The 24,798-nt window shown below is 64.2% G+C and carries 24 protein-coding genes and 1 pseudogene; 6 read left to right on the top strand and 19 right to left on the bottom strand.

Going from position 1 to position 24,798, the window contains the following annotated elements; genetic code table 11:
• Positions 1–2 precede the first annotated feature (2 nt).
• Genes J8I82_RS28015 through J8I82_RS27995 form a run of 5 tightly spaced genes read right to left on the bottom strand, consistent with a single transcriptional unit; the run spans position 3 to position 5,422 of the window.
• The gene (locus tag J8I82_RS28015; protein WP_209762120.1) at positions 3–500 is read right to left on the bottom strand and encodes an acyl-CoA carboxylase biotin carboxyl carrier protein subunit; all 498 of its coding nucleotides are present in this window, start codon (positions 498–500) and stop codon (positions 3–5) included.
• Positions 497–1,987 (bottom strand): acetyl-CoA carboxylase biotin carboxylase subunit, encoded by a 1,491-nt coding sequence (locus tag J8I82_RS28010; RefSeq protein ID WP_209762118.1) that lies wholly within the window; start codon positions 1,985–1,987, stop codon positions 497–499. The genes J8I82_RS28015 and J8I82_RS28010 overlap by 4 nt, the downstream gene beginning before the upstream one ends.
• On the bottom strand, positions 1,984–3,846 hold the full coding sequence (locus tag J8I82_RS28005; protein ID WP_209762116.1) for an acyclic terpene utilization AtuA family protein: 1,863 nt from the start codon (positions 3,844–3,846) through the stop codon (positions 1,984–1,986). Before J8I82_RS28005 ends, J8I82_RS28010 begins: the two co-directional genes overlap by 4 nt.
• On the bottom strand, positions 3,839–4,630 hold the full coding sequence (locus tag J8I82_RS28000; protein WP_209762115.1) for an enoyl-CoA hydratase-related protein: 792 nt from the start codon (positions 4,628–4,630) through the stop codon (positions 3,839–3,841). The genes J8I82_RS28005 and J8I82_RS28000 overlap by 8 nt, the downstream gene beginning before the upstream one ends.
• A 15-nt stretch (positions 4,631–4,645) precedes the next feature.
• The gene (locus tag J8I82_RS27995) at positions 4,646–5,422 is read right to left on the bottom strand and encodes an enoyl-CoA hydratase/isomerase family protein (protein ID WP_209762112.1); all 777 of its coding nucleotides are present in this window, start codon (positions 5,420–5,422) and stop codon (positions 4,646–4,648) included.
• Positions 5,423–5,631: 209 nt separating this feature from the next.
• Between J8I82_RS27995 and J8I82_RS27990 the strand changes: the two genes are divergently transcribed.
• The gene (locus tag J8I82_RS27990; protein WP_209762110.1) at positions 5,632–6,231 is read left to right on the top strand and encodes a TetR/AcrR family transcriptional regulator; all 600 of its coding nucleotides are present in this window, start codon (positions 5,632–5,634) and stop codon (positions 6,229–6,231) included.
• Positions 6,232–6,341: 110 nt separating this feature from the next.
• Here the strand turns inward: J8I82_RS27990 and J8I82_RS39150 are convergent, their stop codons facing one another.
• The 10 genes from J8I82_RS39150 to J8I82_RS27945 form a co-directional block, all read right to left on the bottom strand.
• The gene (locus J8I82_RS39150; protein ID WP_280908348.1) at positions 6,342–6,467 is read right to left on the bottom strand and encodes a hypothetical protein; all 126 of its coding nucleotides are present in this window, start codon (positions 6,465–6,467) and stop codon (positions 6,342–6,344) included.
• Between the two features lie 591 nt (positions 6,468–7,058).
• Entirely contained in the window at positions 7,059–7,928 is an 870-nt protein-coding gene (locus tag J8I82_RS27985) for an alpha/beta fold hydrolase (RefSeq protein WP_209762108.1), read from the bottom strand.
• Between the two features lie 17 nt (positions 7,929–7,945).
• Entirely contained in the window at positions 7,946–8,980 is a 1,035-nt protein-coding gene (gene dmpG, locus J8I82_RS27980) for a 4-hydroxy-2-oxovalerate aldolase (RefSeq protein WP_209762106.1), read from the bottom strand.
• A complete protein-coding gene (locus tag J8I82_RS27975) occupies positions 8,977–9,945 on the bottom strand; it encodes an acetaldehyde dehydrogenase (acetylating) (RefSeq protein WP_209762104.1) in 969 nt (322 codons plus the stop codon). Before J8I82_RS27975 ends, dmpG begins: the two co-directional genes overlap by 4 nt.
• A 13-nt stretch (positions 9,946–9,958) precedes the next feature.
• On the bottom strand, positions 9,959–10,750 hold the full coding sequence (gene mhpD / locus J8I82_RS27970) for a 2-keto-4-pentenoate hydratase (protein ID WP_209762102.1): 792 nt from the start codon (positions 10,748–10,750) through the stop codon (positions 9,959–9,961).
• Between the two features lie 29 nt (positions 10,751–10,779).
• A complete protein-coding gene (locus J8I82_RS27965; RefSeq protein WP_209762100.1) occupies positions 10,780–11,721 on the bottom strand; it encodes a 3-carboxyethylcatechol 2,3-dioxygenase in 942 nt (313 codons plus the stop codon).
• Between the two features lie 2 nt (positions 11,722–11,723).
• Positions 11,724–12,230: a bacteriohemerythrin gene (locus J8I82_RS27960; RefSeq protein ID WP_209762098.1), complete on the bottom strand. Its 507-nt coding sequence runs from the start codon at positions 12,228–12,230 to the stop codon at positions 11,724–11,726.
• Positions 12,231–12,292: 62 nt separating this feature from the next.
• A complete protein-coding gene (locus tag J8I82_RS27955; protein WP_209762096.1) occupies positions 12,293–12,823 on the bottom strand; it encodes a cupin domain-containing protein in 531 nt (176 codons plus the stop codon).
• Positions 12,824–12,860: 37 nt separating this feature from the next.
• Entirely contained in the window at positions 12,861–13,982 is a 1,122-nt protein-coding gene (locus J8I82_RS27950; RefSeq protein ID WP_209762095.1) for an alcohol dehydrogenase catalytic domain-containing protein, read from the bottom strand.
• An 86-nt stretch (positions 13,983–14,068) separates the two neighbouring features.
• A complete protein-coding gene (locus J8I82_RS27945) occupies positions 14,069–15,142 on the bottom strand; it encodes a porin (RefSeq protein WP_209762093.1) in 1,074 nt (357 codons plus the stop codon).
• Positions 15,143–15,396: 254 nt separating this feature from the next.
• Between J8I82_RS27945 and J8I82_RS27940 the strand changes: the two genes are divergently transcribed.
• The 4 genes from J8I82_RS27940 to J8I82_RS27925 are packed head-to-tail and all read left to right on the top strand — an operon-like array spanning position 15,397 to position 20,603.
• A complete protein-coding gene (locus J8I82_RS27940; protein WP_209762090.1) occupies positions 15,397–16,746 on the top strand; it encodes an aromatic ring-hydroxylating dioxygenase subunit alpha in 1,350 nt (449 codons plus the stop codon).
• A gap of 25 nt (positions 16,747–16,771) precedes the next feature.
• Positions 16,772–17,794: a ring-hydroxylating dioxygenase ferredoxin reductase family protein gene (locus J8I82_RS27935; RefSeq protein WP_209762088.1), complete on the top strand. Its 1,023-nt coding sequence runs from the start codon at positions 16,772–16,774 to the stop codon at positions 17,792–17,794.
• A 37-nt stretch (positions 17,795–17,831) separates the two neighbouring features.
• Positions 17,832–19,160 carry a zinc-binding metallopeptidase family protein gene (locus J8I82_RS27930; protein ID WP_209762086.1) on the top strand — a complete coding sequence of 443 codons (1,329 nt, stop codon included), beginning with the start codon at positions 17,832–17,834 and terminating at the stop codon, positions 19,158–19,160.
• Positions 19,161–19,193: 33 nt separating this feature from the next.
• On the top strand, positions 19,194–20,603 hold the full coding sequence (locus tag J8I82_RS27925; protein WP_209762084.1) for an amidase: 1,410 nt from the start codon (positions 19,194–19,196) through the stop codon (positions 20,601–20,603).
• Between the two features lie 42 nt (positions 20,604–20,645).
• Here J8I82_RS27925 and J8I82_RS27920 read toward each other — a convergent pair whose 3' ends face one another.
• Entirely contained in the window at positions 20,646–21,191 is a 546-nt protein-coding gene (locus tag J8I82_RS27920; RefSeq protein WP_022539927.1) for a winged helix DNA-binding protein, read from the bottom strand.
• A 466-nt stretch (positions 21,192–21,657) separates the two neighbouring features.
• Here J8I82_RS27920 and J8I82_RS38560 point away from each other — a divergent pair, with 466 nt between their 5' ends.
• The gene (locus J8I82_RS38560; RefSeq protein ID WP_245180184.1) at positions 21,658–22,272 is read left to right on the top strand and encodes a hypothetical protein; all 615 of its coding nucleotides are present in this window, start codon (positions 21,658–21,660) and stop codon (positions 22,270–22,272) included.
• A gap of 414 nt (positions 22,273–22,686) precedes the next feature.
• Here J8I82_RS38560 and J8I82_RS27905 read toward each other — a convergent pair whose 3' ends face one another.
• The 3 genes and pseudogenes from J8I82_RS27905 to hpaC form a co-directional block, all read right to left on the bottom strand.
• A complete protein-coding gene (locus J8I82_RS27905) occupies positions 22,687–23,604 on the bottom strand; it encodes a Bug family tripartite tricarboxylate transporter substrate binding protein (RefSeq protein ID WP_245180196.1) in 918 nt (305 codons plus the stop codon).
• Between the two features lie 271 nt (positions 23,605–23,875).
• A pseudogene (locus tag J8I82_RS27900) lies at positions 23,876–24,073 on the bottom strand (tautomerase family protein); the annotation flags it as partial.
• A gap of 209 nt (positions 24,074–24,282) precedes the next feature.
• Positions 24,283–24,780 carry a 4-hydroxyphenylacetate 3-monooxygenase, reductase component gene (gene hpaC, locus J8I82_RS27895; RefSeq protein ID WP_209762080.1) on the bottom strand — a complete coding sequence of 166 codons (498 nt, stop codon included), beginning with the start codon at positions 24,778–24,780 and terminating at the stop codon, positions 24,283–24,285.
• Positions 24,781–24,798: the final 18 nt, after the last annotated feature.

The following is a 24,798-nucleotide window of genomic DNA, read 5'->3' as shown; positions in this document are numbered from 1 at the left end:
GCTCATTCCTCCCTTGCTTCAAGCCGCACCAGCAGTGCGTCGCGGTCGAACACGTCCCCTTTCGCAAAGGGCAGCTCCGCGACCACGCCGTCGCGGGCCGCTTCGAGGTTGAGTTGCATTTTCATACTCTCGATGACAATCATGGTTTGGCCCGCACTCACGCGATCGCCGGCAGCGACCGCCAGTTCGACCACGGTGCCCGGCATCGGCGCCAGGCAGACGTCGCCCTCTTCCGCGTCGGCGTCGCCGCCGCGCACCGGATCGCGAAGCGTGACCGTCCACGCGCGCCCGAAGGCGTGGACATAAGCGGTCTCACCGTGCTGGGCGACCCAGACGACGTGGGTGCAGCTGCACAGCGTGAGTGCAAGACTGCCGTCCGGCTTGTCTTCCTTCACCACATCGGACGCCACGCCGTCGATATCGACCCGCCCGCCACGTGCATGGCGCACAAGCGCTACCTGATGGCGCCCGCCGGTGCCCAGTTCCGCTGTCAGCTTCATTCGTTTCTCCAGTCTTGCATCGCGCCATGGATCGCTGGTGGTGCAAAGCGCGCATCGGCTAGCGTGCGGTTGCTCAGCAATGCCGCTGCCAGCACCACTGCAGCCTGTTCCGGCGTCGGCGCCGGTATCTGCAGCGCAGCCTTGTGTTCTTCCAGAAAGCTGGTGTAAGTGTTGCCGGCGGCGAACTCGGCATGTGCCAGGACACGTTCGAGGTAAGCGGCGTTGGTGGTCACGCCAAGCACTACCGTGCGCGCGAGCACGGCACGCATGCGTTCGATGGCTTCGGCACGCGTCGCGCCGCGCACGATCAGCTTGGCCAGCATCGGGTCGAACGCCGAGGTCACGTTGTCGCCCTCTTGCACGCCCGCATCCAGGCGGAAGCCGTCCACCTCCGGCGGGTGAAACACCCGCAGCTTTCCGGTCGCCGGCATGAAATCGCGCTCGGCATCCTCGGCGCACAGGCGGCACTCGATCGCATGGCCCTTGAGTTGAATCGCGTCCTGGTTGAAGCCCAGCGACTCGCCCTCTGCAATGCGGATCTGCTCGGCGACGATATCCAGGCCGGTAATCATTTCCGTGACGGGATGCTCCACCTGAATGCGCGTGTTCATTTCGAGAAAGTAGAACGCCCCGGAAGGATCAACCACGAATTCCACGGTGCCTGCCGAGGCATAGCCCACCTCCCTCGCCAGGGCCACCGCCTGGGCGCCCATTGCCTCGCGTAGCGACGCATTAACGAACGACGATGGCGCTTCCTCGATCACCTTCTGGTGGCGGCGCTGGATCGAGCATTCGCGCTCACCCAGATGCACCACGTTGCCGTGCTGATCGCCCAATACCTGGATCTCGATATGACGCGGGCGTTCGATGTACTTCTCGAGGAATACCCGCGCATCGCCAAATGCGGCCTGTGCCTCGCTGGTGGTGCGCTCGAATGCCGCGCGACAGGCGTCCGGATTGGCATCGTGGATCACCCGCATACCCTTGCCGCCACCACCCGCACTGGCTTTCAGGATGACCGGGAAGCCGATCGAGCACGCCACGTCGAGCGCGTGGTCGGCATTGCGGATTTCGCCATCGTAGCCGGGAATCGTGTTGACGCCCGCTTCCTGCGCGATCCGTTTCGAACGGATCTTGTCGCCCATCGCATCGATCGCGTCAGCGCCAGGGCCGATGAAGCGGATGCCCGCCTCATCGAGGGCGCGGGCGAACTCGGCGTTCTCCGAAAGGAATCCAAAGCCCGGATGCACCGCATCCGCACCTGTCGCCCGGCAGGCCGCAAGTATGTTGTCGATCGACAGGTAGGTAGCCACTGGCGTGGCCCCGTCGATCCGGTAGGCCTCATCGGCCAGACGTACCGCCAGCGAGTCCTGGTCCGCTTCGTGATAGACGACGACAGCGCGCTTGCCCAGGCGCCGGCAGGTGCGGACGATGCGCGCCGCGATTTCACCGCGGTTCGCAATCAACACCGTATGGATGGGAGTCATGGCAGTGAGTCTCCGGATTGCTCGTGCTTGATGTTCGATGGCTGAATGCTTGCCGCGTACCGCTCCAGGGGGCCGTCCTGTGCCAGCCACGAATCAGGCACACGAATCGGCAGGTCCATCAGCATCTGCGCGTAGCTCTTGCCCTGCGGGTCATAGCGCAACGACGCAATGCCGCCCCCGCCGAGGACACCGCGCAGCAGGAAATTCAGTGCGTGGAAGCCGGGCAGTTCCCAGCGGTGCACGGTCCCGGTGAGGTAATGCCCGAAGAAAGCGCCGACCCGTTCGGTCGTCAGTTCCCGACGCAGAACCGGCAGGAACTCCGCGCGTCGCGCGATGATGCCGATGTTGGCGTCGTTACCCTTGTCGCCGCTGCGGCCCCAGGCCAGGGCGATCAGGGGGACTTCAGCGCAGTGCGAAACATCGGGTTCTACGACTGAAGCGGCCGGCTCCGCCGGCGCCTGCGGCTGGAGGGGCGTGCCGGGTTGCACCGCCACCGGAATCTCGGCACCACCCAGCTCCACCTGGACGGGCACGCGGCACTTGTCGAGCAGGAACGAGAACAGCCGGACCACTGGCGAGGGCGACGGCCGGCCGCCGAACAGGCCGGTGGTGCCTTGCGCCATGGCGACCCCGGCCTGGGTCATCTCCCGGCCGAACAGATCGAGCGCGCTCTTGTCGTCATGGCGTAGACCGATCTTGAGTACCACCTCGCGCGCGTCGTCGGCATGACAACCTGTAGCGCCGTAGGTGTCTTCGGCGCCAATCACCTCAACCGAGGTTTCCCGATAGTCGCCACGCCCCGCCGACAGGTTCAGCCGGCGCGTACGTTCGATGATCGCCAGCCCCATGCGGCGGGCCTTGGCGGCGGCATCTCGCCCGGCCACCATCATCGTGGCGATCACGCGCCAGCCGTCGGCATAGGTGGCGCTCACCTTGTAGGTGGGCGTCGGTGCGCGGCCGAGCGCGCCGCGCACAAGCACGCGCTCCGGGCCTTGCTGCGTCAGCGTGACCTCGGTGAAGTCGCACACTACATCCGGCAGGATATAGGCGGCAGGATCACCGATCTCATACACGATCTGTTCGGCTACGGTGGCGGTGGTCACCATGCCGCCAGTGCCGTCGGGCTTGGTCACCGTAAAGCTGCCGTCGGCCGCGCACTCGACGATGGGATAGCCCATGTCCTCCCAGCCCGGAACCGCGGCCCAGTCGGTGAACAATCCGCCCGTGCATTGCGGGCCGCACTCGATCACATGGCCGGCGAGGCTGCCCGCCGCCAGCAGGTCATAGTCGGTGTCGCGCCAGCCAAACTCATGCATGAGGATGCCGAGCGTGACCGCCGAGTCCACGCAGCGGCCGGTCAGCACGATGTCGGCGCCGAGATCCAGCGCCGTGGCAATGGCACGCGCGCCGAGATAGGCGTTGCAGCTCTGCAGTCGACGGGGAAACGGTGCTCCCGTGAACATCTCCGTTGGAGCGAGCGCAGCGATCTCCTCAACCCGCGACATCAGGTCGTCGCCTTCGATGACGGCGATGCGCAACGTCACGCCAGCGGCTTCGGCTGCCATGGCCAGCGCCTGCCGGCATGCCCGCGGGTTGATACCCCCGGCATTCGACACCACGCGTATGCCGCGTTCGGCAATCGCGGGCATGAGCGGAGCCAGGGTCTCGACGAAGTCGGGGGGGTAACCCAGGTCGGGGTTTTTTGCCCTCGCCCGAGCAAGCAGCGACATCGTGATCTCTGCAAGATAGTCAGACACCAGATAGTCGATCCTGCCGCTATGGACGAGCTGGGCGGCGGCTTCTGCGCTGTCTCCCCAGAAGCCGGACGAGCAGCCGATAGCAATCCTGCGCTCAGTCATGGCGCGCCCCTTCGATGCTCGGCCAGCGCGGCTTGCGCTTTTCGGCGAAAGCGGCCATGCCCTCGCGGGCTTCGTCGCTGCCGGCCAGCCGCTCGATCATCAGTTCGGCATAGGCAAGGGTCTGGTCCACGGACATGTCCTGCATCAAATCGAGCGCTTGCTTGCCCAGTCGCAGCGCATTGGGCGAGTTGGCTTCGAGCCGGGCGATGACGTCTGCGACTTGGCGGTCCAGTTCCTCGGCCGGCACGGCGCGATTGATCAGGTGGTAACGCTCGGCCTCTGCCGCGCTCAGGGGCTCACCCAAGAAGGCCATCTCCCAATAGCGGCGCCGCGGCAACTGGCGGATCAGGTAGGTAGTAATCATCATGGGGAACACACCGACCTTCACTTCGGGCGTGCCAAAGCGCGCATGTTCGGCGGCAAGCGCAAGGTCGCAGGCCGAGACGAGGCCCAGCCCGCCGCCAAGGGCGCTGCCGTTGATGCGCCCGATGATCGGCTTGTGGCAGGCGCGCATGGTCCGGTACACCTGTACCAGCGGATTCTCCGCGCGCCCCGTGGCGAACGTGCTCGCGGCGTCGCCCTTCAGGTCGGCCCCTGCGCAGAAGGTACGATCCCCCGCCGCGGTGAGTACCACCGCGCGAATCGCATCATCGTCAGTTGCGATACGGAACGCGTCGCCCAGTCCCGCAGTCATGGCGCGATTGAGCGCGTTGTGGGCGTCGGGCCGGTTCAGGGTGAGCCAGAGCGCGTTGCCCCTGCGCTCGACAAGGATGGGTTCAGACATCGACTCTCTCTTCGATCAGGAAAAGCGCGAAAAATCAGGCTGGCGCCGCGCGAAAAAGGCGGAGATGGCTTCTTGCATCTCCTCGGAGGCAAAACAGGTCTCAAGCGCTTTACCCTCGGCCGCGGTCGCGGCGGCCAGGCCTGCGCGGTGGCCCATCCTGAGCAGGCGCTTGCTGGCCCGCATCGAGGCGGGCGGAAGCGCCGCCAGTGCGGCCGCGGTTGCATCGGCCCGTGCCATCAACGCTTCTGACGGCAGCACTTCATTCACGATGCCGGCGCGCAAGGCCTTCTCGGCATCAAATGTCTGGGCCAGCAGGACCAGTTCGTTCGCGAGCCTTAGTCCGGCATGCAGCGGCAGCAGGTAGCTGGAGCCAAATTCCGGCACGAGGCCAAGTCTGGTGAATGGCAACTGGAACGTCGTTCCTGCGGCCACGAAAACGAAGTCGCAATGAAGAAGGAGCGTCGTGCCCCCACCGATCGCGCTGCCGTGCACGGCGGCAACGATGGGCTTGTCGAAGTCCTCCAGACGCATCAGCAGCCGGGCGAAGGCCGAGCGGACGTAGCCCTCCGGCAACGGGCCGGCCTGAAAGCCACGCAGGTCGCCGCCAGCACAAAAGGCTTCGCCCCGCGCACGGAGCAGCACCACCCGGGTCCGCTCGTCTCGCTGTGCTTCATAGAGGCGTTGCTCCAGCTCGCCAAACCACGCCTCGTTCATCACGTTTCGTGAGTCGTGCAATCCAAACGTCACTGTCAGCACGTGTCCACTACGTTCAACGTCGAAATTCTCGTTCACTTGTCTCCTCCCTCTTGGGCATTCCAGGTCACAACTGACGACTGCCCGACCGCGGTGTGAGGAAGTGTAGGAACGTCGAATTAAAAAAGCAAGTGATTGGTTTATTTATGAGCTACACTCAATCCGCAAATCGGGGGCGGTGACTTCAGGCAGCGCGTCTAGCGTCTAGAATGACGCCCGCCCCGAACAGAGTGAATTGAGCAAGAGATATGGCGCGACCGAAACGCGAAGAAATCAATGACGTCAATCGCCGCAATGACCTCGTCATCGCAGCGGCGTTGCTGTTCAAGGAGAAGGGCTACCACGGCACGACCATGCGCGACATCGCGCGGGCCATCAATATGCAGGCAGGCAGCCCTTTCTATCATTTCGCCAGCAAGCAGGATCTGCTGTTCGCCGGCGTGGAAGAAGGACTGCTGGGCTGTTTGGCTGACCTGGAGGCAATCGATGCCCAGACGATGCCGGCGCTGGATTATTTCCGCGCGCTGGCGCGCGCGCATCTGCGACGCTTGCTCGAGGCGTCAGGCGGTATGGTTCCCATGGTGGTGGATGAATGGCGCTATCTGGAAGGTCCGCAACTCGAAGCCGTGCTGGCGATTCGCCGCCGCTTCGAGGCATTGTGGCAAGCCGCGTTCGCTCGCCTCAAGGACGGTGGCCACATCAGACGCGCGGACGCAATGGCTTGCCGCTTCTTTCTTAGCGCCTTGCATGGCACGGTGCGCTGGTACAAGGCGGACGGTCCTTTGTCGCCTGAAGCACTAGCCGACGAACTGGTGGATTGCACGCTCTGTAGTGCCACAGATTACTGAGTCGGCAAATGTTGCACTGGCTGTGATTATCAAGCGCATGGTTCGCTGCCACCCTTGCAATACCATCGGCTGTCGAACTGCCGCGGACTCGGTGTTGGTTCAGGAGTGCATCAGGAGCCGGTCGTCCGACGTTGATCGACAGTCACGCCGTCCTCTTCGCGCGCGGCCAGCGCATTGCGCGCGCCGCAGATCGGGCAGTGGAGCAGCGGGCCTTGGCCCTGGTTGGCGACGACCACTTCGGTGGACTCCCAGCGGGTTGCGCAGGATGGGTTCAGGCCGGCGTCGTTGGGGCTTTTTCATTGGCGCGGTTCGTAGCACGAGATAACGCGAGCTTGCCGGGATTTGGAGCCAAGGCCGATCCAGCCCATCCAGCACGGCGTCGACTTGCCGATTTCGCAGCGTGTCCCCACGCATTTAGAGCGGGGGACTGATATGCATCACTTGCCGCTGCGGTAGTTAGTCGCCGGCCTGCCCCGTCCGCCCCGCCATCCGCCGGCCGGCGCTGGCGGTGTCACCCAGCGATGGCCCCAGGTTCCGGGATTGGGTGGAACGCGCGGAGGCCCGCGGCCGGCTATATTGGCAGGGTGTTCGGGCGTCTTGCAGTCGGCGGTGTCGCGGGTTGGAGTGGGGGCGCCAGCAATTGGCGCGAAAACAAATGGGACGATGTAATGTTTACCCGAGGGCATTCAGAGTTACCTGATAATCCCCATTATCAGGTTTGAATCGCGCCCCATGTCCAGCGAGGTAGAACTTCCAACTTACCGGCCAATATGCCCTGTTGGCTGCGGACGGTGCGCCGTCACGCACCGCCTCGCTCGCCCCAACCATCAGCGCGACAGAAAATCGATCACCATTCGGTTGAACGCTTCAGCATGTTCCCACTGCGCCCAATGCCCGCACCGGTTGAAGATATGCATTTGCGCATCCGGAATGCCGGCGAGCAGACGCAGGCCCACGTCCATCGGCACAAAGCGGTCGTCCCTTCCCCAGATGACAAGCGTGGGCGCGGCGATTTCGCCCAGGCGCGCCCCGTAATCGTTGAACTGCCGGGGATTTGCCGCCAGGCTTTTGACAAAATTTTCCAGGTGCTCGCGCCGCGCCAGCATATTGTCCAGGCGGGCCTGCATCAGCTCCTCGGTGAGGGCGCTCGCGTCATAGACGAAGACGCTCATCATCCGCTTGAGATTGTCGATGGTCGGCTCGCGATAGAGGCCGTTGAGCAGCTTGATGCCTTCGGTCGGCATCGGCACGAACTGGCTCGGGCCGCCGGTGCCGCCGCCCATCAGAACGAGCTTGCCCACGCGCTGCGGATTGGCCAGCGCGAAGGCCACGGCGCTGTGGCCGCCCATCGAGTTGCCGATGACATGGACCCGCTCGATTGACAGCGCGTCCAGCACTGCCTTGAGCACCTGGCCGTTCAGTTCTGAGCGTGAACCGGTGTTGACCACGGGGTCGCTCTTGCTCCAGCCCGGGCAGTCCACCAGCAGCACACGGTAGCCTGCCGCCACCAGCGGCTCGACATTGCGGCTGAAGTTCGCCCAGCCGCTGGCGCCGGGGCCCGAGCCATGCAGCATGACGACTGTCTCCGCGCCCGTGCCGGCATCGTTGTAGTGGATGCGGAAGGCGGTCTCTCCGACCTGCACGGAGACGAAGCGGCTCGTCGAGGCCTCCGTGATGACTTGTTCTGTCGCATTCATGATGATCTTCCTTCCAATCACTGCTGCGCCGCGGACTTGCGCTTGATGAGGTCCAATGCGACGTCAACGATCATGTCTTCCTGGCCGCCTACCATCCGGCGCCGGCCCAGCTCGACGAGGATGTCGACTGTCTTCAGGCCATACTTTTTCGCTGCCACTTCGGAGTGGCGCAGGAAGCTCGAGTAGACGCCCGCATAGCCGAGCGCCAGCGTTTCGCGGTCGACGCGCACCGGGCGGTCCTGCAGCGGACGCACGATGTCGTCGGCGGCATCCATCAGCGTGTACAGATCGGTGCCGTGGTTCCAGCCCATGCGCTCCGCAGCGGCGATGAACACCTCCAGCGGCGCATTGCCCGCGCCGGCACCCATGCCGGCCAGCGAGGCGTCGATGCGGTCACAGCCTTCCTCGACCGCGACGATCGAGTTGGCCACTCCAAGCGACAGGTTGTGGTGAGCATGCATGCCGGTCTGCGTATCGACGTTCAGCACAGCCTTGATCGCGCGGAAACGGTCGCGTACATCGTTCATCGTCAGCGCGCCGCCGGAATCGACCACATAGATGCAGGTCGCGCCGTAGCTTTCCATCTTCTTCGCTTCGGCCGCGAGATGCTCCGGCGTGGTCATGTGGCTCATCATCAGGAAGCCAACCGTATCCATGCCGAGTTCGCGTGCGTACTCGATGTGCTGCTTCGAGATATCGGCCTCGGTGCAGTGCGTGGCCACGCGCACGACACGTGCGCCAGCGTCATAGGCGGCCTTCAGGTCGTGTGTGGTGCCGATGCCCGGCAGCAGCAACGTGGCGATCTTCGCGTGTTCCACCACGTCGGCCACGGCGGAGATCCATTCAAGATCGCTGTGCGCGCCGAAGCCGTAGTTGAAGCTCGACCCCTGCAGGCCGTCGCCGTGCGCGACCTCGATGCTGTCGACCTTCGCCCGGTCGAGCGCGCGGGCGATGTCCTGCACGTTCTGGATCGAGTACTGGTGGCGCACCGCATGGCTGCCGTCGCGCAGCGTCACGTCGGAGATATAGAGTTTCTTGGCCGAGGTGTTCATGCGCAGGCTCCTTCAATGGTGGCAGTGGCGCCCAGCATCGCTTGCGCCACGCGCTCGGCCGTGGTCAGCGCGGCCGAAGTCATGATGTCGAGATTGCCTGCGTAGGCAGGCAGGTAATGGGCAGCGCCCTCCACTTCGATGAACACCGAGGTCTTCAGCCCGCTGAAGTGGCCCAGGCCCGGCACATTGAGCGGCGCGCTGCTCGGGATTTCGTCGAACTGCACGGTCTGCTTGAGGCGATAGCCGGGCACGTAGGCATGCACCGCGCGCGCCATGGCCTCGATCGATGCCTCGACCTGCGCGCGGTCGGCCAGTTCGGACAGCGTGTAGACGGTGTCGCGCATCATCACCGGCGGCTCGGCCGGGTTGAGCACGATGATGGCCTTTCCCTTCACGGCGCCGCCGACAACTTCAATTGCCTTTGAGGTGGTCTCGGTGAACTCGTCGATATTGGCGCGGGTGCCGGGGCCCGCCGACTTGCTGCTGATCGACGCGACGATCTCGGCGTAGTGGACCTTCGCCACGCGTGACACGGCAGCGACCATGGGGATGGTCGCCTGGCCGCCGCAGGTGACCATGTTGACGTTGGGAGCATCCAGGTGCGCATCGAGGTTGACCACCGGCACGCAATACGGCCCGATCGCTGCGGGAGTCAGGTCGATCATGCGCAGGCCTGGCTTGTTCCGGCGCAGCAGCGCATCGTTCTTCACGTGCGCGCCGGCCGAGGTGGCATCGAACACGAAGTCGATATCGTCGAAGACCGGCAGGCGGGTCAGCCCTTCGGCACCCTCATGCGTGGTGGCCACGCCGAGGCGTGCGGCCCGTGCGAGCCCGTCCGAGGCCGGATCGATGCCGACCATTGCCGCGATCTCCAGATGCCTGCCGTTGCGCAGGATCTTGATCATCAGGTCGGTACCGATATTGCCCGAGCCGATGATTGCTGCTTTGAGTTTCTTGGAAGCCATGTCTTTCTCTCTTTCACTCTGCGGCGAACGCCGCAAGGACGCTGCCGATACCGCTGATGCGCGCTTCGTAGCACTGGCCCGGTTCCACCGGGACCATTGGCCCGAGCGCACCGGTCAGCACCAGGTCACCGGCGCGCAGGGGATCGCCCAGCGATGCCAGCTTGCGCGCCAGCCATACCGCGGCGTTCAGCGGATGCCCCAGGCAGGCGGCGCCTTTGCCAATTGAGACCCGCTGCTCGCCCCGAAACATCTCCATCTGCACGCCCTTCAGGTCCAGACCGGCCAGCGGCACCGGCACCGCACCCAGCACCACCAGGCCGCTGGAGGCGTTGTCGGCCACGGTGTCGACAAAGGAGATGTTCCAGTTCTCGATGCGGCTGCCGACGACTTCGATGGCCGGCAGCACGTAGTCGACCGCATTGATCAGGTCTACCAGCGTGGCATCGGGGGCGGTGACGTCGCGCTTGAGCACGAGTGCCACTTCGGCCTCGGCCTTGGGCTGCAGCGTGCGCGCAACTGGAATGGGTTCGTCGTCGCCGTACACCATGTCGGCAAACAACGTGCCAAAGTCAGGCTGGTCCACGCCAAGCTGGCGCTGCACCGCTAGCGAGGTCAGCCCGATCTTGCGGCCGACTACGCGACGGCCCTGGGCGCGCCACGCCTGCACGTTGGCACTCTGCACGGCGTAAGCCGTGGCGGCGTCGCCGGCGGCGATTTCCCCGCGCAGCGGCGCGACGGGAGTGCGGCTTTGCTCGGCGCGGCGCAGGCGTTCGGCCAGCGCTTGCACGATATGTGGATTGGTCATGTCGTTGTCCTTGTCTTTCAGGTCGGGCCTCAGACTGCCGGCTGCGCGTGCATGACGGCAAAGCCGGCAATCCATTCGGGGATGGCCCGGTAGTAATCGAGTTCGGCCTGGTACGGCCCGTTGGCGGCAAGCGCGGCAAAGGCGGTGATCCAGGTCCGGATCTCGTGGCCGGACTTTCCGCCCTCGCGGGTGATGGCCTGGTTGGTCAGGCCATCCACTGCGGTCAGGTCCCCGCTCGCCATGGTCTTGAGGAAGGCGCGGTCCCACTCGGGATTGAGCGCGCGCAGGTCGCTTTCGCCGGCGGCAAACGCCTGCGCGGCAGCCAGGGTGCGGGCCTGCCGCGCGGCCCGCGATTCCGGACTGGGATTGCGCCCTGCAATCAGCCGCTCAACGTTCTCCGGCGCGGCCGTGGCAATTTCCGGCACGGGCGGTTCATGGGATATACCGCCCGAACCCACCACCAGCACGCGCTTGTCCAGGCGTCCGGCAAAGCGCCCGATGGCGTCGCCCAGCAGCCGCGCGCGCCGGCAGCTTGCCATCGGGGGCGCCACCGAATTGATGAAGACCGGTATCACCGGATAGCGCTCGAGGCTGCCTGTCAGTATTTCCAGCGCCTGCGCGCAGCCGTGGTCGACCTGCATGCGGTACGACACCGCTACGTCGATATCGGCATCCAGCACGGCCTGCGCCAGCCCCTGTGCGGTATCGGACGGGACCGACAGCGGGCCAGCCAGGCTCTTGAAGTCTCCCACCGCGCTGGCGGCCACGCCGACGCAAAATTGCGGCATCAGGTCATAGAAGAAGCCGTTGTAATGGTCCGGCACAAAGGCGATCACGAGTTCGGGATCGAAGGCTTCGACGCGCGCGCGGGCGGCAGCCTGCGCGCGCTCGACTTCGGCAAGGATCTGCGGGGCCGGGTCGAAGTAGCCGTGCAACGGCGTGTGCGAGAGGCATTCAAGATGAAGCGGCATGCTTATGCTCCTGCCTCGGCGTGACGCTGGTCCGCGCGGAGATCGCGCCGGAGCACGACCGGCGCACCGCCGTAGGTCTTCTTGTTGATCCAGGCAGACAGTGCTGAATCCATATAGGCCGCATGTGCGGGAAACCAGTCCGTCAAGGCTTTTGCCAGCCGTTTGAGGTCCTGCAGCCCGAGTTCGCCGAGCAGCAGTTTTGCGTTGACCTTCTGCACGGCGTCGATGACGCGTTCGTGCTCGTCGATATGGCAATCGGCGGCCGGGAAATCCGTCTTCTCCATCCACGCCTTCTCGACGGCGAAATGCGTGTGTACATGCGCCTCGAGCTCCTGCAGGCGCGCTGCCGCCGTCTCTGGCGTGCAGCGTGCCAAGGCGTTCACCACTTCAACGAATTCCTGGTGCGCGTCATCGATCGGCCCATGGCCCAGCAACATGGCATCCGTCCACGTTAGCTCCGGGCACGCATCCGCGGCGGGCGGCGTGCCGATATCCGATGTGTCTTTCATTCGAATACTCTCCTGGCAAGTTCGCCAGCGGCAGTGGGTGCCGCTGGCGCCTGCCCCAAACTTTACCTGTCGGCGCCGATCAGCACCGCCACCATCACGGCGGGCTGCTCGCCGCGGTTGCGCCAGGCATGCCGCGTGCCGTTCTGGATGACGATGTCGCCAGCCTTGAGATGGCGGACTTCGCCGCCATCGACTTCCAGCCAGAGTTCGCCCGAAACGATGATGTCGTAGTCGACCGACGCGGTCCGGTGCATGCCGGAGCCATCCGCCTCGAAGGCTTCGGCCAGCCCGGGCAGGTGGCGCGCATACTCTTCGCCTGCCGCCGCGGGATCGAACTGCGGCGATGCCATCACGCTGTCGGGCGGGAACTGGACCACAAGCAGGCGCGTGCCGTGTGGGTCGGGGGTGACGGATCTGGCCGTCACGACCGGATCGGTGCCGTCCTGAGGCAGCGACGGAACGGCTTGCGTGGCCCATGCCAGCGTGGTCTGGAAGCCGGGGACCGCGGCATAGTCATGCGTGGTGGATACGGGGCCGTCCGAGACAATCACGGAACGCCCATTGCGCTCGCCGGTAACGATGCGTCTTAGCATTGCTTGCTCCTTTATCCGTTAGGGATCGGTTGCCGTGTCACTGCACGACAACCACGTTGACGAACCCGCCAGCGCGCTTTTCGGCGGTGGCGAGGGCTTCATTGACCTGATGCAGGCCGAAGCGGTGGTGCTCGAAGACACTGAGGTCGAGCGTGCCCGCCGCTGCCATGGCGGCAAGCTCCTGGCCTTCGGCCACCGAGAACCAGAGCGATCCGACCAGGCTGACCTGCGCGCACATCAGCTGATGCAGGTTGACGGGCAACGGATCCGACATCGCCCCGATCTCCACCATGCGGCCACCGCGCCGCAGCGCGGTGATGCAGTCCAGCGTGATCTGGTGCGAGGCACCTGGTCCGATCGCATCGACAAAGGCATCGGCGCCAAGGCCGTCGGTCTCGGCGCGGACCCACTCGGCCAGCGGCTGCGTCCCGTAGGAAAGGGTGCGGATACGCTGCGGGTCGAGCGCGCGCACGCGCTCCAGCAAATCGACGTTGCGCGCCACGCACAGGATCCGGGTCGCGCCCATGGCGCGTGCTATCTGTACGGCGCCGAGCCCGAGCGTGCCGGTGGCGCCGCTGATCAGCACCGTGCGTCCAGCCGCGACGCCGGCTTTGCGCAAGCCGGAATACGCCGTGCCGAGGTAGCCGAAACGCGCGGCCTGCTCGAAGGTGACCGCGTCGGGCAGCTTGATCAGGCCATCCGCCGGCGCGGTGGCAATTTCGCTGAAGCCGCCATACGGATACTGCTGGTACATGCGCCTGGACTCCGGCCCGAAGCCGAAATAGCCCTGGAAGGTGTAAGCCGTGCAGTTGATGGGTTCGCCGGTCCGGCATGCATGGCACGAGCCGCACGAACGCCCCGGGTTGATATACACACGGTCGCCTGGAACGATGCCGGTGACCTGGCTGCCCACTTCGGCAACGACGCCGGCGGTGTCCAAGCCGTAGATCGCGGGCAGGTCCGGCACCGTCAGATAGGCGCGTTCGCCATAGTTGCTCATCACGTTGCGAAGGTTGGGCACGACGCCCGACGCCCTCACGTCGATCAGCACATCGGTGGGGCGCAGCAGGGCCGGGCGCGGAATCGTGTCGAGCCGGAAGCGGCCGCCGGGTTCATGGGCGCGGGCTGCCTGGATAGTTGGCTGGGTAAGGGCGCTCATTTGCTCGTCTCCTGCGGTTTTGTTGAGTTTTATCCATCAAATATCAATTGATGTTCGATGGATTGGGTCAAAAAAATTTTTGTCGGCTAGAACGTGTGCAGCACGCCAATGTTGGCCGCCACCTGGTTGGCACCCGACGACGGTCCCGGCGCCAGGCTGATCCACGCTTTCCCGGCCCCGGAAGCCTTCTGGTAGACCAGATCCGCATAAACACTGGTGCGCTTGGAGAACGAATAAAGCAGCGTCAAGGTGCCCTGCATGGCGCTCTGCCGGTCCAGCGTTTCGTTGCCCTGCATGTACTGGTAGGCAGCGTTCAGGTGCCAGGCCGGGGCGAAGGCCCAGGTCACATCGCCTTCATAGACCGCGACCCTTGCACCGGTCGCGGTGTTTTCCGTGTTGGTGTACATCAGCGCGGCCACCGCGGGCCCGATCGCGTAGGACGCCCCCAGGCCGAAGTTGCGGATGCCATCGTTGCCGGCATTCAGTTGCGGATACTTGACATAGGTATAGGCGCCGTTCAGTCGCAGGTTGCCGACGTGGTAGTTGATGCCGGCGCTCTGGCCACTGCTGTTGCCGAATGAACCGGCCTGCCCGCCAAGGCTGTATTGAGCGCCGAACGAGAGTCCGCCGAAGTCCGGGCTCTGGTACTTGACGGAGTTCGGCATGGAAAGGCCCGCGACCCGGTCGAAGTCGAACGAGCCGCCGGGCGTATTGGGCACGCCCAGACCCGAGAATGGGCCCTGGCGCAGGCTGATGCAGCTGATGAACGGGAACACCGGGCCCCAGTGATCAAGTGCCAGCGAATAAAACATGTAATCGATCTGATTACCGAACGTGAGCGTGCCGAACTGGTCGTCGCGAATGCCGACGTAGCTCTCGTGGCCAAACAGGTTGCCGATGGAACGGCCGTCCTTCATTGAGAACTGGCCCTGCAGCTTGAACACGGCGTGCATGCCGCCGCCCAGGTCTTCGGTACCGCGCAAGCCGAACAGGTTTGGCGCCTGGGTGCCCGGATCCGCCACCAGGTTGCTGCTGCCGCCCTGGTTGGACACGTACATCACTCCGGTATTGATGATGCCGTACACCTGCACATTGCTCTGTGCATGCACCGTGCCCGCCAGGCCAGCCGCACAGGCGGCAATGACCTTCAGTCTCCTCATTGGATGTCTCCCCGATTTCTTGATTAGGAAGCCCGCGGATGGCACATCTAGAGGTTAACCCTAGGCGCGCGCTGCTCCACCAGGCGTCAAAGCGTCCTACCCTACACAATCAATCATTTATCGATTTATTGTCATGCGAAGTTTGATTGAACTTCGATTGACAGTCAATTCATGATTTCGTAATCTTCGGTCATCGATGGCCAACGGCCATGGATTGCCCCCAGCACCAAGCCCCATACGAGGAGAACCTGAAAATGAGCGACAAGCCCGTCATCCGCCGGCGCAGCGGTGAAACGAAAAACGAAATCAGCAACGCACGTGTCAATGACGCCAAGGTGCAAAGCCAGTACCAGCCGTATAAGGACGCAGCCTGGGGGTTCATCAATCACTGGTATCCGGCCCTGTTCAGCAAGGAACTGCCGGAAGACGGTGTGGAAGGCATCCAGATCTGCGGCATCCCGATCGTGCTGCGCCGCGTGGACGGCAAGATCTTTGCCCTGAAGGACCAGTGCGTTCATCGTGGCGTGCGCCTGTCCGCCAAGCCGATGTGCCTGACCAAGGACACCATCAGCTGCTGGTATCACGGCTTTACCTTCGACCTGGAGAGCGGCAACCTGGCGACCATCGCCGGCAACCCCGATGACAAGCTGATCGGCACCACCGGCCTGACCACCTACCCGGTGCAGGAAGTCGCCGGCATGATCTTTGTCTTCGTGCGCGAGGACGACTATCCGGACGAAGACGTGCCCCCGCTGTCGCATGACCTGCCGTTCCGCTTCCCCGAGAACAGCGAGAAATTCCCGCACCCGCTGTGGCCGTCCGCGCCTAGCCTGCTGGACGAGAACGTGGTCGCCTACGGCATGCACCGCACCGGCTATGCCAACTGGCGCATCGCCTGCGAGAACGGTTTCGACAATGCCCACATCCTGGTGCACAAGGACAACGCCATCATCCACGCCAAGGACTGGGTGCTGCCGTTGGGCATCGTGCCGACCGCCGACGACTGCATCGCCGTGGTCGAAGACGACAATGGTCCCAAGGGCCTGGTGCAGTGGCTCTTCACCGAGAAGTGGAAGCCGATCCTGGAGAACGAAAAGGTAGGCCTCAAGGTGGACAACCTGAACGCGCGTCCGTACCGCACCTCCGTGGTCCTGCCCGGCGTGCTGATGGTGGAAAACTGGCCGGAAGAACACGTAGTCCAGTACGAGTGGTATGTGCCCGTCACCGATGACACCTATGAATACTGGGAAGTGCTGGTCAAGGTCTGCAACACCGAGCAGGAACGCAAGGACTACAAGTACCGCTTCGACTATCTGTACAAGCCCCTGTGCCTGCACGGCTTCAACGACTGCGATCTCTATGCGCGCGAAGCGATGCAGGACTTCTACGCGGACGGCACCGGCTGGGACAACGAGCAGCTGATGGCAACGGACATCTCGCCGATCACCTGGCGCAAGCTGGCATCGCGCTGGAACCGGGGCATCGCCAAGCCGGGCCGCGGCGTGGATGGCGCGGTCAAGGCGTCGGCCATGCGGCTGAAGAAGGCGTCGGAAGGCAAGCAGGCCACGGCGTACTTCGTCACCAAGATCGAAGAAGACGAGTAATCCAGGCGGCAACCGAGGTATCTGTATGTCCACTGCAAAGAACGTCGCATTGCGCTTTCGCGACGGAACGACCCGATCGGTTGCCGTGCCGCACGGCGAGAGCGTGCTTGACGCCGCTCTCGCCGCCGGCGTGCCGCTGATCCACCAGTGCCGCTCCGGCAGCTGCTCGAGCTGCACGGCGCGCTTGTCCGAAGGCCAGGCAGGCATGCGTGCCGGCGCAAGCTCGACCCTGCTGCGCAGCGAATACGAGGCGGGCGAGCGCCTGCTGTGCCTGACCGAGCCCGAGACCGACTGCACGTTTGACCTGAACTATGAGAGCAACGCCGGCGCCGGCCGCGCCGTCAAGGTCAACGCGTTTGTCGACAGCGTCGAGAAAGTGGCGCCCAATGTCGTGCGCCTGACGCTGGAGTTGGCCGAAGGCGAGTCCTTCGACTTCAAGCCGGGCCAGTTCGTCCAGGTGCGCGTTCCCGGCACCGACATCGTGCGCAGCTATTCGCCGGCCAGCACGGCCGCCGACCTGCCGAAGATCGAACTGCTGATCCGGCTGCTGCATGACGGCGTCATGTCCGGCTACCTGGAACAGCGCGCCACCCGCGACGACGTGCTGGAGCTGGAGGGCCCGTATGGCAGCTTCTTCCTGCGGGAAAAAGTGCGCGCGCCACACATCATGGTGGCGGGTGGCACCGGGCTGGCGCCGATCCTGTCCATGATCGACACCATCCGCAACACGTCGGGCCGCAAGCCGCCGGTGATGCTCAGCTTTGGCTGCGCCACGCCCGATGCGCTGTTCTGCCTGGATGACATCGCGCTGCGCCAGCAATGGCTGCCCAGCCTTGCGGCGCGAATCTCGGTGGACCGGGGCGCGACCGGCGACCTGCTTACCGGCAACCCGGTTGATGCGATCCGGGAAGGCGATGCCACGCACGCCGACACCGTCGCCTATCTGTGCGGCCCCCCGGCCATGATCGAAGCGGCCACCCGCCGCCTTGCACAGATCGGGGTCCGTCCGGAAAACATCTACGCCGAGCAGTTCGCACCGTCGAACTGATTGCGGATCAACACAGGAAGCGCCGGAGACAGCCATCGTGGAGCCCACCATTTCCCTACCCTTTTCGCCAGAACAGCAAGGCTGGTATGAAAAGGCCTGCGCCAGAATCGATGCCCGGCGCCTGCAGCAACTTCTGTCCGACCTGACGGACATCCATAGCCCGACCGGCGCCGTACGCGATGTCAACCAGTTCATGGCTGGCTATATGTCCAGGGTCGGGCTGACATCGTCATACCGCCCGATGAACGCCCGCACGGGCAACGCCGTCGGCGAGAAACGCGGCAGCGGCGGCGGCGCCACGCTGATGCTGTACGCGCCGATCGACACGCACCTGGAAGCCGATGCCACGGATCGTCCATGGGCCGGCACCACCGACCATGTCGATCTGCTGCCTGCCGCGCGAATGGTAGGAGACTGGGTCTATGGCCTGGGCTCGTCCAACCCCAAAGCGATGGTGGCGACGCTGACCGAGGTCGCGACGGCGCTGCTTGAGGCCGAGGTGCCGCTGGTCGGCGACCTGATCCTGGCGACGGCCGATGGCGGCATGCCCGTCAATGTCGCCGAGCGCGATCACGCCGGCATGTCCGGCGGCGTCGTGCATCTGCTGTCGCGCGGTGTCGCGCCGGACTTCGCCATCATCATGAAGCCGTGGAACTGGGTCTACCACGAAGAGCCTGGGATGGGATGGTTCAAGCTCAGCGTGAACGGGACGCTCGGCTACGCCGGCGTTCCGCGCGGCACGCCGGGCTTTCGCAGCTCGGTGGTGCCGGCCGCGCAGGTGATCCTGGAACTGGAGCAGTGGCTCATTGAATACGCGGAGCGCAATACTTCCGGCGTGGTCAAGCCGCACGGCTGGATCGCCGGCGTGCGCGCCGGCTGGCCGGAGCGGCCGGCGTTTCCATCGGCGGTCACCGAGATCTTCTTCGACGTGCGCATCAATCCGCGCACCAGCCCGGCCGAGGTCAAGGCCCAGTTCGCGCAGTTTGTCGCAGACCTGCGCGCGCGGCATCCGGCATTGGATCTTGATTGGGAGATGTATGGCTCCGTGCCCGGCGGCACCACCGCGCCGTCCAACTGGATCATCCAGTCAGCCAGGCGGGGCTGGGAGGATGTCGAGGCGCGCCCGCACGGCGCTCCCGACCTGCTTGGCGGACAGACCGACGGTGCGGCGTTGCGCCGCTTCGGCATTCCGACCGCACGCATCGGCTGGCCCTGGCCGGCGCAAGGGTCGCCCGAAAGCGTGGCCGAGGGCCTGGGCGGCATGGGTGCCACCTATATCCCGGACTTGCTGCCTTGCGCGCGCAAGATCCTGTACGCCGTGATCGATACGCTGACGCGCAATCGCGCGGAACTCGGCCTGAGCTGAGGACACCGGACAACACTCCCCGACCAATTGCTTATGCCGAACGAAGATATTCACTACTGGGAAGCCGCGGAGCTTGCGCGCAAGATCCGCGCGCGCGAGATCTCGCCGGTAGCCGTCACCGAAGCGATCCTCACCCGGATCGCCGAACTCGATCCGGCCCTGCACAGTTACGCCCTGGTCCTGCCTGAACAGGCGCTGGAACAGGCCCGCGCAGCCGAACTTGCGCTGATGCAGGGCGGTCCGCTGGGCCCGCTGCACGGCGTGCCGGTGGCAGTCAAGGACCTCTGCTGGCTGGCCGGTTCCCCGACCGCCGCTGGCACCACGATCCACAAGGACTTTATCCCGGCGGAGGATGCCACCGTCGTGCGCAAGCTGCGCCAGGCCGGCGCCATCGTGCTGGGCAAGTTGCAGCTGACCGAGGGCGCCTTCGCCACCCACCACCCGAGCGTGGCGGAGCCGGTCAATCCGTGGCACCCGAACCATTGGGCCGGTGCGTCGTCCAGCGGCTCCGGTGTGGCCACCGCCGCCGGGCTATGCTACGCATCGATCGGCACGGACACCGGCGGCTCGATCCGCTTCCCGGCGGCGGCCAATGGCCTGACCGGCATCAAGCCGACGTGGGGCCGGGTCAGCCGCCAGGGCGTTTTCGAGCTCGGCGCGAGCCTTGACCACGTGGGCCCGATCGCACGCAGCGCCGCCGATGCCGCGCTGATGCTCGGAGCCATTGCCGGCCACGATCCGCTCGACCCGACTTCGCTGCCGCCATCGGATCTGGATTTGCCCGCCGAGGGGCGTAGCCTGGGTGGCCTGCGCATCGGTGTCGATGCGCGATGGAATCAAGAAGGCACCGATGACGTCATCAGCCAGGCTATCGACCGGGCCATCGCCGTACTCAAGGCGCTGGACGGGGAGATCCGTGACGTTCGCTTTCCCGCCGTGCGCACCGTGGTCGACGAATGGGAAATCAACTGTGGCGTCGAAGTCGCCGTGGCGCATGCGGACACGTTCCCGCGCCTGTCGGCGCAATACGGGCCCGCGCTGACCCGGCTGATCGAGATCGGCCGCAATACCAGCGGCATGCGCTATCAGCAAGCACTGCTGAACCGTGCTGCCTTCCGTGGCAAGGTCAACAAGCTGATGCAGGACATCGACCTCCTGGTCGTGCCGGTGCAGCCATTCGCCGCCCCCACGCATGAACAGCTGGGCGCACTCGCGCAAGACCCGGAGCTGAACAGCCGCCTGATCCAGTTCACGGCACCGTTCAATTCCACCGGACATCCCGCGATCACGCTGCCGTGTGGATTCACCGCGGACGGCATGCCGATCGCATTTCAGCTGGTGGCGCGCCATGGCGAAGAAGCGCTGCTGTGCCGTGCCGGCATGGCATTCCAGCAGGTCACCGACTGGCACCGCCACCATCCGGGAGTCACGGTCACGCGCTGAGGCCGATTGACGAAACCAGGCGCTCAACGCCCGGCCCTGGTTTCACTCCTGTTCGTCTTCCCGCAACGGTGTGATCGTCGCTGAATCCCGCGCAGCTTCCTCGTAGATGCCTGTCAGCAGCGACAGGAAGCGCGATGCCTTTTCAAATTTCTCCGACACCTCGCTGATTTCTTCCAGCCGTTTCACCAGAATCTCAGCCCTGACCTTGTAATATTCGTCCGTCAGCTTGACTCCCAGCTCGCTGACGTTGTACGCAAAGGTCTTGCTGTTCTTTTCTCGCTGCTTCTCGATCAGACCGGCCGCTTCCAGCTTGCGCAAGCTGTACTGGATATTGGGGATATCATCGCGGTTCATCAGGCGCGCAATGGTGGCACTGTTCTTCGGCCGGTCCTGCATCCTGATGACGTGAAGAATGACGTGCTCCTCGTACTTGATATCCACGTCGGCGGCAATCGTCACCATCCCGGTGGACAGCACGAAGCGGGAAAATGACTCATGGAACCGGATCAACGCCCACTCGAACTCTGTGGCCCTCTGCTCGAGGTCAGTTTTTGCGAGATGCCACCCGCGTTGAAATTTCGGTTCCATGAGTTGACTACGCCTAATATTTGATTTCAGAGCCGACTCGCCAATGATCTTCGAAGGCAGCGGGAAAGCAAGACTGATTATCCCACAACGCTGGGGGCGTACCGGTCCATCCCGCCGTGAAGTCTTGAAGTGTAGTAACGATGAGTCTTCCGCAATTTGTGTGACGACGACGACCTCGCGCTGAAGGATGTTTTAGCGTGGAACGGGGTCGTCTCCGGCCCCCACCATCATTTTTCCTGGTGACCATGTGGGCGAGTCTGGTAGCCTTGTGCCGGCTGCACGGTCTCACCCGCCTGCGATGGCGATCGGACCAGCGTGTCCAGCAGGACAAGGCAGGTCGCACTTTCAGTTTGGCTTCATTACCCACAGCCGCAGAAGCTCGATGCTCGCGCGGCCACATATCTGACGCTTGAGGAACTTGAGCCGGTTGACGTGACCATCGGTATGGCCATTGCTCCATGGCAGTTTGAAGGCCGCCCGCACGGCCGGTAAGTCGGCGCGCAGGCTTTGCGCGAATCTGCGCATTTCCACCGCCCCCGAGCGCGCACCCAAGGCGCAGGGTCCGACGCCTTTGGATCCCTATCGCGACTATATCGAGGAACGAATCGTTCAGGGCTGTCGCTTTCCTGAACTGATCTGCCAAGAACTCAAGCAGCGAGGTTACTTGGGAAGTCGCGGCTCCGTGCAGAGTTGCGTGACCCGCCTCCTCTATCCGCTGGGCAAGAGGCCGCTTGTCCTGGAGCCCGTGCGAACGATGCCGATTCCGTCGGCCCCGCGCGTATTCGGAAGGCTTGTGGGATGGAGGAACCTCGCCGTCGAGGAGCCAAAAAGCGCGGACCACGAGCGGTTCGTGCAGGCGCTGTGCAAGATCGAACCCATGGTGGGCGAGGTCCGCAGTCTCGCGCGAGAGTTTCTGGGGCTCATGCACCGGCGTGTGCGACATTTCGATCGATGGTTGACACGTTTGTCGTGCTGCGACGCTGTGGAAATGCGTCGGTTCGCGCAAAGCCTGCGCGCCGACTTACCGGCTGTGCGGGCGGCCTTCAGGCTACCATGGAGCAATGGCCAGACCGAAGGTTAACAAAAAGAAGAGTGGCGGTGAGCGGTGGAGTTCTACGCTAAAACGTCTTCCACGCCAGGGCATCCTCGTCACACAAAGTTCGTCCTCACACAATTTGCGGAAGACCTCCATCAAGTACGCGTGAGCGAGCGTCGAAGCGGATGCTGCGCGATCACAACTCCAACTCGCCCCCCACATATTTCCGCGCCAGCGCCCTGCAGTACCCTGCTCGCAGTGGCCGAGCCTCGTTTGGCCGCCATCCATGCCGCCATAGTTTCACGGCACTGCGAGCAGCGGTATGGAGTTTCGAGAAGCTGCACGTTCACGCGATACTGCGCTTCATACCCACATTTTCGGCATGCCGATTCGCGCGCGCACGGCGTCGGGGTTGTTGCGGTACCTGCTCATGCCAAGGTCTCCTTGCTCGCGTGCGAATCAATCCAGCTTGATTCCGGCATCGCGGATCACGCGTCCCCACCGCTCACGCTCGCTGCGCGCATACGTGGCGAGTTCGGCTGGCGTGCTCGGCGTGGGCTCGATGCCGAGTGCCTGCATGCGCGCTTTGATGGCCGTCGTGCCGAGCGCCTCGACCAACGCCTTGTTGAGGGCGGCGACTGCCTCCCGCGGCGTGGCCGTCGGCACCACCAGCGCCTGCCACGCATAGGCCTCGAAGCCGGCCATGCCCTGCTCGCTCAAGGTTGCAACCTCGCCCATCGTCTTGAGCCGTGAGGCGCTGGCCACGCCGATCGGCTTGACCTTGCCCGACGTGATGTAGGCGCCTCCACTCGAGGTGTCGACGAACATGAACGGCACCCGGCCGCCGATCAGGTCCAGCAGCGCCGGCGCCGCGCCGCGGTACGGCACGTGCGTAAGCTTCAGTCCTGTTTGTTGGCGGAACAGTTCGGTCACCAGATGGTGCGGGCTGCCTGCTCCCGGCGAGGCGTAGGTCATGCCCTCCGGGTTGCGTTTGGCCCAGGCAAGAAACTCCTTCAGGTTAGTCGCCGGCACCTTCGGCGCCACCACCAGCACCAGCGGAAAGCGAGCGATCGATCCGACCGGCGCGAAGTCTTTCTCCGCGCTGTAGGTGAGTTTGCTGTAGAGCGATGGGTTGGCGGCCAACATCGCCGAATCGGCGGTCATCACGACGTTGCCGATGTCCTTGCTCTTGGCGACGTAGTCGGCTGCGATGTTGGAACCGGCCCCCGGCTTGTTGACGACGACGATGGTGCGGTCGAGCGTCTTGCCCATCGCTTCGGCCAGCATACGGGCGACAACGTCGGAGCCGCCGCCTGCGGCGTACCCGACAACCCATTCCATGGGTCGTCCATCAGCGGCGAGTCCCGTGAGCGGCATCAGCAGCGGAACGAGAAGGGCGAGCAACCAGCGGTAGATCCTTCGGACTCCGCGTTCGCCGGCCATGGCGTCTGCTTCGCGGAAGCTTTTCCCCGGCAACGGCATGGCAGCGGCGGGCATGGCATCGATCGTAAGATCGCTATCTGGTCGCATGACTTGTCTCCTTTGTAGATAGTGGCCGCGACAACCGTGGTGGGCGTACGCCTTTGTCAGGCCGTGTGCGATGCTGAGACGGCCCGGTGTCGCATTTCTTGCTTGAGTGACTGGAGGCTTACCGGCCAAGCGCCTTCGCGGTCTGGCCGCCGATGGCGTAGTCGGTCTTCGGGACGTCGAGGAACATCACCCTGACCGAAGAGCGGTCGACGCCAAGCGCATTGACTGCGGCATCAGTGACATTGGTGATGAATGCCTCCTTCTGCTCCTGCGATCGTCCTTCGATCAGGTAAACCTGCACGACTGGCATTGCCTCTCTCCTTTGATGAAATTCTCAGCGCAGCGTATGACGTACCGCGGGTGCGCGATATTGGGTCGCATTTGCGCTCGCATAGAGGGTTCTGGCAGGGCGCATAGGTAATTCCCTTAGGCCCGCGCCAAAGTGCTGCCGCCCAACGTGGCGACGATGGAACGGCGTTGCAGGAACGTGCGCCAGCGGTGCGCTTCGGCACAGGACGGCAGGCGCTATCTCGCACGCTGTACGCAGTGAAAATCGCGATTGAAGTAAACCAGGCTCCCACCTTGCTGGCTGACGGTGACACGATCGAGCGTGACGAAGATGACCGAGTGGGAACCCACCTCCTTGCAATCGCTGATGCTGCCTTGCAGCTTGACAATGGCATCGCGCAGGGCCGGTTGGTCGGCATCGCCTTCGTCCCAGATGTCCCAGGCAAAACGGTCTTCCATCGGCACCTGCGTCATGCCGGCGAAATGCCGGGCAAGTTGTTCCTGTTCGCTATTCAAAACATTGACGCAAAGGCGGCCATTGCGCTGGAAGACGGCGTGCGAGGCACTGGCCCGGTTCACGCAGACGAGGATGGTCGGCGGCGAGTCGGTTACCGAGCACACGGCGCTGGCAGTGATACCGCACCGGCCTGCCGAGCCCTGTGTCGTGATGATGTTGACCCCGGCGGGCAGGTGCGCCATGGCCTGGCGGAATTCTGTTTGGTTGACGGCATTCATCGGGGGGCCTCCCTTCGT

Source organism: Cupriavidus consociatus, assembly GCF_017814975.1.
Taxonomy (GTDB): domain Bacteria; phylum Pseudomonadota; class Gammaproteobacteria; order Burkholderiales; family Burkholderiaceae; genus Cupriavidus; species Cupriavidus consociatus.
The sequence above is the reverse complement of the archived record's forward strand: the minus strand, read 5'-3'. Positions and strand labels throughout refer to the sequence as shown.